Annotated in this window: 10 protein-coding genes; 6 read left to right on the top strand and 4 right to left on the bottom strand. The window is 42.3% G+C overall.

Features of this window, described 5'->3' with window-relative positions; all coding sequences use genetic code 11:
* Positions 1–89: 89 nt before the first annotated feature.
* The 3 genes from ACW689_RS04980 to ACW689_RS04970 form a co-directional block, all read right to left on the bottom strand.
* A complete protein-coding gene (locus ACW689_RS04980; protein WP_476288930.1) occupies positions 90–572 on the bottom strand; it encodes an aldolase/citrate lyase/malate synthase family protein in 483 nt (160 codons plus the stop codon).
* 757 nt (positions 573–1,329) lie between these two features.
* Positions 1,330–1,638, bottom strand: a complete 309-nt coding sequence (locus ACW689_RS04975) for a hypothetical protein (protein ID WP_476288928.1) — start codon at positions 1,636–1,638, stop codon at positions 1,330–1,332.
* Between the two features lie 351 nt (positions 1,639–1,989).
* Positions 1,990–2,733, bottom strand: coding sequence for a PAS domain-containing protein (locus ACW689_RS04970; protein ID WP_476288926.1), 744 nt, complete (start codon positions 2,731–2,733; stop codon positions 1,990–1,992).
* Positions 2,734–2,888: 155 nt separating this feature from the next.
* On the opposite strand from ACW689_RS04970, the gene ACW689_RS04965 reads away from it, so the two are divergent.
* Genes ACW689_RS04965 through ACW689_RS04940 form a run of 6 tightly spaced genes read left to right on the top strand, consistent with a single transcriptional unit; the run spans position 2,889 to position 9,568 of the window.
* Positions 2,889–4,046 carry a Gfo/Idh/MocA family protein gene (locus tag ACW689_RS04965; protein ID WP_476288999.1) on the top strand — a complete coding sequence of 386 codons (1,158 nt, stop codon included), beginning with the start codon at positions 2,889–2,891 and terminating at the stop codon, positions 4,044–4,046.
* The gene (locus tag ACW689_RS04960) at positions 4,039–5,097 is read left to right on the top strand and encodes a sugar phosphate isomerase/epimerase family protein (RefSeq protein WP_476288924.1); all 1,059 of its coding nucleotides are present in this window, start codon (positions 4,039–4,041) and stop codon (positions 5,095–5,097) included. Before ACW689_RS04965 ends, ACW689_RS04960 begins: the two co-directional genes overlap by 8 nt.
* 4 nt (positions 5,098–5,101) lie before the next feature.
* Positions 5,102–6,325, top strand: coding sequence for an MFS transporter (locus tag ACW689_RS04955; RefSeq protein ID WP_476288922.1), 1,224 nt, complete (start codon positions 5,102–5,104; stop codon positions 6,323–6,325).
* A gap of 8 nt (positions 6,326–6,333) precedes the next feature.
* A complete protein-coding gene (locus ACW689_RS04950; RefSeq protein ID WP_476288920.1) occupies positions 6,334–6,948 on the top strand; it encodes a gluconate 2-dehydrogenase subunit 3 family protein in 615 nt (204 codons plus the stop codon).
* A 9-nt stretch (positions 6,949–6,957) separates the two neighbouring features.
* Positions 6,958–8,688, top strand: coding sequence for a GMC oxidoreductase (locus tag ACW689_RS04945; protein ID WP_476288918.1), 1,731 nt, complete (start codon positions 6,958–6,960; stop codon positions 8,686–8,688).
* Positions 8,689–8,701: 13 nt separating this feature from the next.
* Complete coding sequence (locus ACW689_RS04940; protein WP_476288916.1) at positions 8,702–9,568, top strand: TIM barrel protein; 867 nt, start codon at positions 8,702–8,704, stop codon at positions 9,566–9,568.
* A 101-nt stretch (positions 9,569–9,669) separates the two neighbouring features.
* Here the strand turns inward: ACW689_RS04940 and ACW689_RS04935 are convergent, their stop codons facing one another.
* A complete protein-coding gene (locus tag ACW689_RS04935; RefSeq protein ID WP_476288914.1) occupies positions 9,670–12,315 on the bottom strand; it encodes a M9 family metallopeptidase in 2,646 nt (881 codons plus the stop codon).
* Between the last annotated feature and the right edge of the window lie 34 nt (positions 12,316–12,349).

The raw sequence follows: 12,349 nt of genomic DNA, 5'->3' as shown, positions 1-12,349 counted from the left end.
GGCACTTTGGTTGTGTTTATTTTACTTTACAGCATATTTATTCCTAGCAAAGGCCACTGAGTGTCGCCTTTGCTCCAAGGTAGTAAAGATCATAGTAAGTAATCTCTGCCATCTTTAGCTGTATAGTGTTTGGCGCAAGGTGCGTGTTGTACGCCGTGTAAAAAGCTCATCCATAATCGAGAAAATGTATTTGACTGTGCAGATTGCTCTAGACTGCTTAGCGGCGTTTCAACTTGAATATCATCAATATGGGCTTTGTCAGATTTTCCTGTATCACCACAACGATTGAAAGCCATTTCGATATGTAAACCATCTCTCTTTTTAAGTAATAGTGCCGTAGGATCATCTTTATGTCCGCACAGTGCAACAAATTGCTTGGGGTACTTTAGACCACAGTGACTGCCGTCTGCAAAAAACGCCATTAGATGATTGTAATACACCACGTAATGTGTGGCTTGTAAGTGTGAACCATGGTCAAGCGGGCAATGCTCATCCAAGTACTGTTTTGCAATATCAAGCTGCTGGCAATGTGTTGGTAGTAACTCGAAATTTGAACGGGTTAGAGCTGTCATTTGATGTTTCCTCATTCTAAAAAAGCGTTGTCAGTTGTTTTGTGAGAGTTCAAATTGAGTGTATGCAAGTTTTACTGAAAATTTCACAAAAAGAATTTTACAGTGTAAATTTTACAATTTGCGTGTTTGTCATTCGTTGAATTTGCGCAGAACCACAACCGGGTTCGCTAAAATTTTTTAGATCTACAGAAGCAAGCGAGTAAGAAAAACTTTAAGGTTGTTTAAAGGTCATGGCCTAGAAGCTTGACTGAGAGCGTTATTGGTTTGCTCTAATAGTGTGCGAGCAAGCTCAGCAATGAAGAAGAAAATGTGTGTTCACATGAACGTAACTGGCCAACCAAAACAATCATTACAAATGATGTTGTTGATTTTTCTCTGGATTTATACGGAACAAAAGTATTAGACATACCTTGAAAGCTAATTACCTTCTAATGTTGATATTACCTGGCCATTATCACGTAACACTTCCAAATGTGATTAAACAATTTTAAAAGTTTGGTGCCGTTGGGGTGTGATTTTGGGAGCAACAGATAACTATGCTTGGTTATAAATGGCGTTTGAATGTGTGTAATATCGTTTATTAGAACGGCAGGTAAATGTTTTGAAAGCTGTTGATAACCAAAATTTTTCTCTTGCGGGTAAATATCAATCCTGCCTTTGAGAGGTAAACCAAAGGCTTGTTGATCAGTTGATACTCGTTGCATGATTATTTGTCCGCTGTTGATTCAGCTATCTATTTTTTCTCTGTAGCTAAAGTTCAACAAACCACCAAAATACAAATCATATAATTGTTCCGTTGTGTAAGCTTGATAGTTATTTTTTCGGTGGAAAAAAAAACATGTTGCTCTTCTAACACACTATTTGAAAAGTAAAATGTTTTCTCCCGTTTCGGTGTTTTTAACCACACAGCGGTGGCATCTAAGCGTCCTAATTCGGCTTCGCGATATGCTCGACTCCCAGGAAAAAAAATAAATTCAACGTCCTTCTCTGCTACTGCAAACACTTCTCGTATGAGTTCAGCAACCACACCTTGAGATGGCATATCTTTAGAAAATAAGGAGGCCATTCTCCCACACCAATCTTGATAGTGGAGCAATAGCCAAAGTTAGGAGAGATTAGCAATAAAAAGGTTACAAAGGTGACTCTATAAAGCCAAAGCTGATTCAAAGCAGACATAACCCCTCAATATTCCTTTATTTTTTATTTAAATATCAAAAGTTTACTCATTTAAAAACTGAGCGGTAACGACCATTACTATGTATAAAGTATAGCTTACCTATACGCATTATGTTTTGATTGATTTACAACTTAAGGCACTAAGCTAGTATGAACTTAGTAGCCAAGTTGTAAAAAATTTAACAACCCTATATTGTATAATGTATTCTTTGCGGTGTTTTTTTGTATTCACCACAAAGAACTATGAGATAGCATCAAGAAAGCCCTCTTTTCTTATCTGTGAAGGTGTTACACCAAAGAAGCACTTGAATTGTTTGGCAAAATAACTTGGATCAACAAATCCTGTTTCAAAGCAAATAGAGGATATGGGCATAGAGGTTTCGACCAAAAGCTTGCGTGCTTGCTCTAATCTGACTTCGGTTAAAAATTGCTTTGGTGTTTTAGCTAGATATTTTTTGAATCTTCTTTCTAAAGCGCTGACAGATAGATGAGCGACTTGCGCAAGTTGCTCGATAGAGATCGCTTTTTGATAGTTATGACGAATATATTCAACGGGGGCTTTTATAGCGTTGATGTGGGCAAGTGTTGTAGAGGTTTTTTGTAAATGGCGAGTTATGCCGTATGTGCCAATAACGTTTCCATGTTTGTCTTGTAGTGGCCGTTTAGAGGTTGTAAACCAAGCTAATTCCCCCGTTTTAGTTTGATTGATTTCAAACCTGTCGGTCACGCTTGCGCCTGCTAAGACATTTTTATCGTCTTGCACAAATTGTCGTGCAACGTGTGCTGGTGAAAAGTCAAAGTCGCTTTTACCAATGACATCGTCGAGTTTAGAAGCACCAACATGCTCCAAAAAAGTTTGATTAGTATAAATGAATCGATGCTTATAATCTTTTACCCAAAAGAGTATGTCTGGTAGCAGGTTGAACATACCTATCACTTCATTTATTTCAATATTTTCAATATCTTTTTTGTTTTTTGTTGTCATTTTTATTAACCCATTGGCTGCGCATTTAAAAAGTACCATGAGCCGATTTTGTTATATTATTGACTGAAATTATCTTAACAGCTTAGTGAGGCAAAATCATACACTGATCGTTAATCAGTATTAAAAATAGGTGACCATTAGTGAGAAAAATAAGAATGGGCATGGTCGGGGGTGGGCCAAATGCATTTATCGGCGCTGTACACCGAATGGCAGCAGTATTGGATGGTGAAGTTGAACTTGTTTGTGGTGCATTCAGCGCTTGCGAAGCTGCATCTATGGAATTTGGGCAAGCACTGGGACTGGCGCCACAACGCAGTTATGCATCCTACCAACAAATGTTTAGTGAAGAATCTCAGTTACCAGCCAATCAAAGAATGGACTTTGTTGCGATAGTAACGCCCAATCACTTACATTTCCCCATTGCCAAAATGGCACTAAATAAGGGGTTTCACGTATTAAGTGATAAACCTGCAACTGTGAACCTAGCCCAAGCGTTAGAGCTTGAAAAAGTGGTGAACAAATCGGGGTTACAATATGGATTGACGCACACCTACACCGGTTACCCGCTGATAAAACAAGCTAAAGAATTGGTTAACGCGTTAGAATTTGGAAAAGTTAAGAAAGTCGTTGTTGAGTATAGCCAAGGCTGGCTTGCAAAGAATGAACAAAACAAACAGGCGCAGTGGCGTTTAGACCCAAAACGTAGTGGTATGAGTTGCTGCATCGGTGACATAGGAGTACATGCAGCCCATTTAGCTGAGTACGTGTCGGATTTAGAGGTTGAGGCAGTGTGTGCAGAGCTTAACTCTATTTATCCTGAGCGAGCCTTAGATGATGATGCTTGCGTGCTACTTAAATTTAATAACGGTGCCAATGGCGTGTTGCTCGCAAGCCAAATAGCTGTGGGGGACGAAAACAACCTAACGCTCAAAGTTTATGGCGAACATCAATCTATAGAGTGGTCACAGTTGGAGCCAAATACACTGTGGTTAAAATCATCTAATCGACCGACTCAGCTATTTAGAACGGGTAGGGAATATGTGAGCCAACATGCAATTTCTGCGACCCGTTTACCTCCAGGTCACCCCGAAGGTTATATTGAAGCCTTTGCCAATATTTATCGGAATTTTGCACAGCAAATACGTGCCCATCAAAAGCCGCAAAAGGCACGAGAAGAAAATTTTGACGTACCAGGGATCACAGATGCAATCCGAGGTATGGCGTTTATAGAAAATGTAGTATTTGCTGCCCGCTCCGAGGTGAAATGGCACCCATTGTCACTGATACCAAAAGAAGGGGCTTTGAATGAATAAGATCAAAGGACCCAGTATTTTTTTAGCGCAATTTATCCAAGATGTTGCGCCGTTTAATTCCCTTGAAAGAATGAGTCGTTGGGTTGCATCGCTCGGTTATAAAGCAGTGCAACTACCTACTTGGGATAAACGTATTTTTGATCTTGAGCTTGCTTACGAGAGTCATGATTACTGTCAGCACGTACAGGGCATGTTGCGAGATGTCGGGTTAGAAATTAGTGAACTGTCGACTCATTTACAAGGCCAGTTAATTGCGGTGCATCCAGCCTATAACCAGCAGTTTGATGCATTTGCTCCAAGGCAAGTTTGGGGGCAGCCTCAAGAGCGGTTTCAGTGGGCGACAGCGCAATTGAAAATGGCGGCCAAAGTCAGTGAAAGGTTAGGATTGAATGCGCATGCCAGTTTTTCTGGCGCGCTGCTTTGGCCTTCTGTTTATCCATGGCCTCAACGTCCTAGAGGGCTGGTGAAAGAAGGGTTTGAGGGTCTGGCCAAAAGGTGGTTGCCGATTTTAGATGAATTTGCACACTTTGGCGTAGATGTGTGTTTTGAGTTACACCCGGGAGAAGATTTGCACGATGGCGTTACGTTTGAGCGCTTTTTGGATGTGACAAACCACCACTGTGCGGCGAACATTCTGTATGATCCTAGCCATTTTGTATTGCAGCAAATGGACTACCTTGCGTTTATTGATCATTACCATGAACGCATCAAAGCATTTCATGTTAAAGACGCCGAGTATCGAATGAATGGCAAAAGTGGTGTGTATGGCGGCTATCAAAATTGGCGACACAGACCCGGAAGGTTCCGCTCTCTTGGCGATGGGCAGATTGATTTCAAACAAATTTTCAGCAAGCTCACTCAGTATGGATATGACGGATGGGCTGTATTGGAGTGGGAGTGTTGTATAAAGGATCCTGAGCAAGGGGCGAGAGAGGGCGCACCATTTATCCAACAGCATCTCATTAAACCTGCACAGCGCTCGTTTGATGACTTCGCATCAAGTAACACAGATACACAGCTAAATCGCCAAATTCTAGGCCTAACGGAGTAAAAACATGAGCCAACAAAATTCAAACAGACTATTTGTTGCCTGTTGCGTGGCTTTGACTGTTACGGCAATGACCTTTGCAATCAGAGCGGGAATATTAACTCAGCTGAGTCATGATTTCGGGCTGTCAGATGCACAACTGGGTTGGATCAATGCCATGGCATTTTTAGGATTTCCCGTGGCGACTTTATTCGGTGGCGTCTTGTATAACTGGTTGGGGCCTAAAAAGCTGCTAATAATTGCCTTCATAGGTCATATTTTGGGACTCGTACTAACAATAAGTGCAACGGAGTTTTGGTCATTAATTATATCGAGCTTTTGCATTGGGTTTGCAAATGGTGCGGTTGAAGCAGGGTGTAACCCGCTCGTTGCTCAATTATATCGCTCTAATAAAACCACCATGCTCAATCGGTTCCATGTCTGGTTTCCTGGCGGTATTGTCATCGGTGCTTTGGTGTCGTATATCATGACCCAACAGGCTCTACCATGGCAAAACCAAATAGCAATAATGCTCATGCCTACCGTACTGTATGGTTACTTAGTGCTAACGCAAACCTTCCCTTCAAGTACCGCAGAGCAGTTATCTACATGGCGTAACGCGAAGCATCTACTTAGCCCATTATTTATCTTTATGGCATTTTGTATGTCGTTAACCGCTGTTACAGAACTTGGAACGCAACAATGGATTGAAAGAATTTTAGGTGCTTCCGGCGCGAGCCCCATGATTATCATGGCAATGATTACAGGGGTGATGGCGGTGGGACGATTTTTTGCAGGGCCCTTAGTGCAGTCTTTTGATGCATTAGGCGTGTTGCTTATTTCGTCTATATTTGCGGCATTGGGTATATTTTTAATGAGTACAGCACGCGGTGCAGAAGTCTATTTTTCGGCATTATTGTTTGCATTTGGTGTTACTTATTTTTGGCCGACGATGCTTGGGTTTGTTGCTGAAAAGTTACCAGATACAGGTGCACTTGGCTTGTCAGTTATGGGGGGGATCGGCATGTTGTCTGTGAGCTTATGGAGCCCTGTAATTGGTAGATGGATAGACTTAGCGAGAAAAGAAACCAGTCAATACGATTTGAAGGCGGAGCATGCAGAACTCATCGCAGGTCAAGGCACTTTAGGCTTTTTAGCTATATTTCCGAGTGTATTAATCATCGCATTTGCTGCTTTGTTAGTACGACAAAAAATAAACAAGAAAATAAGAATGAATAAAGGACTTGTATAGGGTGTGATATGAACCAAGTGAAAAACATTGATAAGAATAAGCGTCAATTTTTGCAGCACTTGTCTGTTTTTCTTGGCAGTGCGACCGCCGCGCAGTTTATCGATGGCTCTGCATTATCAAGTGCGCTTGCATATTCAATGCATGAAGACAGTGCCAATAAAGACGGAGTGTTGTTTAAAAAAATACATATGCAGTTGCTCAAGAGTATCGTTGACTTAGTTATGCCCAAAACAGAGACCTTGTCAGCCAGTGAATTAGATGTACACGGCTTTATTGATCATCAATTGAAAGTTGTTCACAGCGAGCTGCAGCAACAAAGCGTGAGACACCTTTTACAAAAAATCATGCACTTTAGTCAAACTAAGTTCGACACCGCTTTTGTGACGTTAACGAGCGAACAGCAACTCGATATTATGCAATGCGTTGAAGCGCAATCTGACGGGTTTGATATACAGGATAGAAAAACGCTTAAATTTCTTAAGAGCTTAATTGTATTTGGGTATTTCACAACCGAATATGGGGCGACTCAAGTACTTAACTATCAAGCAATACCTGGTGGTTTTCATGGCTCAATTGAATATGCATCGGTGGACAAATGTTGGGGTTCTTTAGGATTTTATTAGGCTAGTGTGATGAGTGATTTATACATAAAAAATAGCAAAGAAACGTTTGATGTTTTGGTGATTGGCTCTGGCATAACAGGCGGTTGGGCAGCAAAAGAATTTTGTGAGCGAGGTTTTAAAACACTGATGTTAGAGCGAGGCCGCATTGTTGAGCACCGTAAAGATTACATTGGTGAACATAAGGGCCCTTGGTTGTTTGACAACCGCATGAAAGTCGATAACTTGCTGGTGAAACAGCAGCATAGTGTGCAAAAACAATGCTATGCATTTAGTGACTCAACGAAGCATTTTTTTGGCAACGACCGAGATTTGCCCTATGAAACGGCCAAAGGTACAGGGTTTAGTTGGATCCGTGCCAACCAATTAGGTGGTAAATCATTGCTTTGGCACCGTCAATCTTATCGCTTTCATCAATGGGACTTTCAAGCAAATAAGGCGGATGGTTATGGCAATGATTGGCCTATTCGCTATGATGATTTAGCACCATGGTACGCGCACGTAGAATCCCATGCTGGTATTGCTGCAAACCTAGATAACCTCGACACTTTACCCAATAGCGTGTCTTTGCCTGCGTTTGAATGGACTGCGCCTGAAAAAATGATCAAAGAAAAGTTTGCCAAGCTTTACCCTGATAGACCCATGGTGATGGGCAGAGCGGCACATTTAACCAAGCCTACTCAGTTACATTTGGCACAAGGTCGGGTGCAATGCCAAGCACGTAATGAATGTCAAAAAGGTTGCTCCTTTGGCGCCTACTTCTCAACACAAAGCTCCACATTACCAGCCGCGGCACAAACTGGAAACTTACATATAGCCCCAAACAGTGTGGTGCATAGTTTGATTTATGATCACACTAAAAACCGTGTTGTGGGTGTGAACGTGATTGATAACGAAAGCTTAGAAACAAGAGAGTATTACGCTCGAATGGTGTTTTTGTGTGCCTCAACACTGGGTTCAACACAAATTTTACTCAATTCAAAGTCAAAGGCTTTTCCAAATGGCATTGCGAATAGCTCTGGTGTGTTAGGTCATTATCTGATGGATCATAACTATAATGCTGGGGCGGTAGGCATTGTAGAGGGATTTGACGATAAGTATTACTCGGGGCGTCGTCCAACTAGCCCATATATTCCCAACTTTCAATATAAGCCGAGTCGATACGCTAAAGGTTATAAAAGAGGGTATGCATTAGCTGCATGGTCAAGTCGAGAAGACTGGCGAGCAACATCCAAGCAAGATGGATTTGGTGCTGATTTCAAAAATAGTTTGTCTCAAGCTGGGCGTTGGCGCTTTGGTTTATCTGCGCAAGGCGAAATGTTACCGAGGTACGAAAACCATGTTTCATTACACCCGACGAAAACAGACAAGTGGGGGATCCCACAACTGCTGATTAATTGCCAATGGTCCGATAACGAAAAGTTAATGATGGATGATGCCGCGCAGACCGCAAAAGACATGCTGATCAAAGCTGGACTGAAAGAGGTTTATAGCTACACACGCTATCACGAGCGCCACCCTGGGCTTGCAATTCATGAAGTCGGTACTGCAAGAATGGGTTTAGACCCAAAAGAGTCTGTGCTGAATGGTTTTAATCAAAGTCATGACATTCCAAATTTATTTGTAACCGATGGTGCCAGCTTTTGTTCAACGGCAACGGTAAACCCATCATTGACCTTCATGGCAATTACTGTGAGAGCGGTTGATTATGCAGCAAATGAATTTAAGAACCGTAGAATTTAAGGGAAACTGAAAAATGAAAAGAAGAACACTAACCATTGCACTTCTTGTGGGTGCGACCTTATCAGGGTGTCAATACGCTAAGCAGGATAGCCAACAGCTAGCAACGCTCAATAAAAAAGTAAGCGTACAGCTTTGGTCAGTTAAGGATACATTAAAACAAGACTTTAAGGGAACATTAACCCAGTTAGCGGCGATGGGCTTTGATGGGGTGGAGTTTGCAGGAGAATTTGGTCCTTATAAACATGATCCAAAAGGGTTACGTCAGTTTTTGGACTCTTTGGGATTGCAAGCAAGCGGTGCGCATATCGATTTTCAGCAATTTTCTGAAGAAAAGTTTAATGATTCGGTTAAATTTTATCAAACGCTGGGAGTGAAGTACTTGATTGACCCTTGGGAAAAGCGAGCATGGGATCACGAGCAAGTCGCAGATGTAGTCAAAGATTTAAACAAGCTAGCCGATAAATTGGCACCGTATGATATGCAAATTGGTTATCATAATCACCAACATGAATTTGCCCAACATGAGGGAGCGACATTCTGGGACTTTATCGCAGAAAACACCAAACCTAACGTGGTGTTACAGCAAGATGTCGGTTGGACCTCTTTTGCGGGGCTGGACCCTGTTACTTATGTGAGAAAGTACCCTAATCGCACCAAAACTACGCATTATAAAGTGGTTATTCCTGATCAAAACTTGCAAAACCTTTCTCCAATTATTGGTTTAAACAATGGCATAGATTGGCAAAACTTGACTAAAGCGCTGTATGAACAAGGCGGCGTTGAATGGATAGTCTTGGAGCAAGAGCACTATCCACAAGGGCTTAGCCCATTGCAGTCAGTCGCACTGTCAAAACAAAATTTAGATAAAATTTTACAGTGATGCATGAGTGCATAGAGGTGTCATCCAACGCCGACATAAAAGTCATTAAATAGCTGTAACGTTGGATGACGCTTCGCCTATCCCGACCTACCTCGGTAAAGCTAGCGAGTATAAGAGCCGGTTAGTGTTGCACCGCTAAACATAGGATCTGCGCTTAGCATAATGTAATAGACGCCACCCGTTGTGCTATCAAAGTGACATGTTTCTCGGTTGCCTACTTTCCAAGGACGGCACTGATAGTCTGTTTTGCTTGGCTCACTGCCAAATTTCACATGCATATCTAGTTCACCCGTTCCGTCTGTGGTGCTAAAGGTGATATCTTTCGCATCGGCTGGCACGGTCATGGTGTACATCAGTTGCCCGTGGTTGGCAACATTAACAGGAACAGCGATGCCATTTTGTAATTCGTTATCACCGACAATGGGTTGCTGAATATAACGGGCCAATAAGGTGGTGTTTTGAAAACCGTTCTCTGAATCTACAGCAATGTAATGCCAACCTTTTTGAATGTTATCGACAGTAATGGTTTCGCTGTTGTTAGGCTCCTTTGATTCATGCGTATACTGCCAGCCGTTGTCTGGACGACCAAATTCATAGTAAAGCTCTGCATTACCACTACCATGGCGTAGCGTGATCTGTAACGATACATTTTTTAACCCATCCGGCACATACAAGGGATATTCTTTGATTCTGCGGGTGGGATCGGGTGCAACACACAATGCATGACCTGCTTGGCTGCGAGTGTCTGTTGTGGGAGGTTGCACTGCACAGGCATCTAGCCCAACTTTGTCACTGCCTTGAATATCATCAACATTAACGGGCTCGATTGGTGAAGGAGGTCTCGTGCTATCGGTACTGCATCCGCTTGAATCAACTTGTTGCAGCCAAGTAGCAAACGAGCTATCAAATAACTTTTGCGATACCCATTTATCAACCAGTTCAGTGCGGTAGCGTTGATACTCACCGGCTTTAAATAGCGCTAACATGTCAAAAAGTGCGTCATTTTGCTGTTCATACATGTATCTGGTTGCAAGGTAGCCCCAATCATAAATACGTGTTTGGCCAACGCCATATTCATTGCTAAAAATGGTGCTGAGCGAATAAGTACCTTTTCTGGCTTCTTCTATTGCATTGGCGTTACATGTTTTTAGAGAACTATATTCTGCAATGCCTTCACCAAACCAGACCGTGCGGCCGGCATCATTACTATCACGAAAATCACCTTTGGAGATGTATCGTCCTTCTAAATAGTGAACATATTCATGGCGTAAATTCCAGATATCAAAAATAGGCCGCTCAGACACATGTTCATAGGCATAAAATGTGGCTTGATCACCGGCTTTAGCGGGGTCCCCTTCTCGGTAGGTACCGCCGTTACTGGTGCTGACGTTAAACAGCACGCCGCCATAGGTTACCCATTCTTTTTTATCGTTGAAGATCACCATTTTCAAAGAATCGTTGTCATCAGGTGTGACCGGAATGCGGTTAGTGCGTAGTAATTGGTGAAAGTGGTCATCGTGGTTTTTTAACGAATTACAGGTCCATGCTAATTGTGCATCATCCATGTCTTGAGCCCAAATAAACAAATTGCCTGATGGACATTCCACGCGATTGTTTAGCACCTGCTCGATAATTTCTGCTCTTTTGTTACACACAGAGTAAGCGTCGCATTGGCGGTTGTAGTTAATCGATTCTAAAACCGCTAAGTACAAGGTACGCTCTTTATCGGTTTTCAATGGCCCGTAGGCCGTGAGTACTTTTGAGATCTCAGTACTCAGTCTTCCCTCTATAGCGGCAAAATGCGAGTCGTTTTTACCTTTGTAAAGGTTAACTAGCTGGTAGCCCAAATTAAATAAATGATAGTCATTGGCTGATTTACGCAACCAATTTAGGTTGTTGTAAATAAACCCTGTAATAGCGTCAATAAAAGCCGTGTTATGTTGCTGAGCACGGCAGGTTTCGTCTTTGGCACAGTCATTCAATACTTGCCAAAATAATGGCGTTGCTGAACGGGCCCAATTATTGATGTTCTCGTAAGACTCATCGAAACGCGCGAGTACGCCCAGTGTCATAGGGACCAAAAACTGGCCGATTTGCGCATTTTTAATAATGCCCGTTGCGCTTCTAACTACTTGCGCATGGATGGCGGTTTTATCAAAAAAATGGCTGTTCGCATAGAGGGCATTGACCGCTTGTGTCATGGCTTGTTTTGTTGTCGGGTTTACAAAGCGTCGGTTGTCGTAATATGCATATGCTTTTAACCAGTAGAATAGACTGCTCAGATATGCGGCGTTTGTTTGTCCATCATAGTTGTGAAGCTGGCTTTTTAACTCGGTGATAACGGTATTAAAGTTAGCGTCGGTATATCCACCTAATGTTAGCGTTTCGGGTTTATCGTTAAATAAAGTATCAATACATTCGCGGCCATAATTTTTAATCGCATCTAAAAATACCGAACCACTGAGGTGGCTAAACGCCCCCGCAGGGCAGGTTTGCGTTGTTGCAGCTTGGCCGCTCATGAGCATCAATTGCGGCTCGCTCAGTTTGGGCTGAGTCAAGTTTATCGTTGGTTTATCGCTAGGTAACTTATCGTTGAACATCGCATCGGGTGTGTAATCTGCATGTGCACTGATATGTGCAATGTCAGTAGCATGGTCAAGGGTTCCTATATCTCTATCATCTTGTGCCCAAGCCCATGTGCAGCTTAATGCTGCCACCAAAGGTGTGATCTTAATTGCTTTATACATGTTGTTTTCCTGAGTTGGTGTGAGTGAATATCGG

This window comes from Pseudoalteromonas sp. ABE4_541 (assembly GCF_056312285.1).
This window is presented reverse-complemented; position numbering and strand designations above follow the sequence as displayed.

Excerpts from the sequence above, each read along its gene's own strand:
- ACW689_RS04980 (WP_476288930.1), bottom strand. The coding sequence starts at position 572 with ATGACAGCTCTAACCCGTTCAAATTTCGAGTTACTACCAACACATTGC.
- ACW689_RS04975 (WP_476288928.1), bottom strand. The coding sequence starts at position 1,638 with ATGGCCTCCTTATTTTCTAAAGATATGCCATCTCAAGGTGTGGTTGCT.
- ACW689_RS04970 (WP_476288926.1), bottom strand. The coding sequence starts at position 2,733 with ATGACAACAAAAAACAAAAAAGATATTGAAAATATTGAAATAAATGAA.
- ACW689_RS04965 (WP_476288999.1), top strand. The coding sequence starts at position 2,889 with ATGGGCATGGTCGGGGGTGGGCCAAATGCATTTATCGGCGCTGTACAC.
- ACW689_RS04960 (WP_476288924.1), top strand. The coding sequence starts at position 4,039 with ATGAATAAGATCAAAGGACCCAGTATTTTTTTAGCGCAATTTATCCAA.
- ACW689_RS04955 (WP_476288922.1), top strand. The coding sequence starts at position 5,102 with ATGAGCCAACAAAATTCAAACAGACTATTTGTTGCCTGTTGCGTGGCT.
- ACW689_RS04950 (WP_476288920.1), top strand. The coding sequence starts at position 6,334 with ATGAACCAAGTGAAAAACATTGATAAGAATAAGCGTCAATTTTTGCAG.
- ACW689_RS04945 (WP_476288918.1), top strand. The coding sequence starts at position 6,958 with ATGAGTGATTTATACATAAAAAATAGCAAAGAAACGTTTGATGTTTTG.
- ACW689_RS04940 (WP_476288916.1), top strand. The coding sequence starts at position 8,702 with ATGAAAAGAAGAACACTAACCATTGCACTTCTTGTGGGTGCGACCTTA.
- ACW689_RS04935 (WP_476288914.1), bottom strand. The coding sequence starts at position 12,315 with ATGTATAAAGCAATTAAGATCACACCTTTGGTGGCAGCATTAAGCTGC.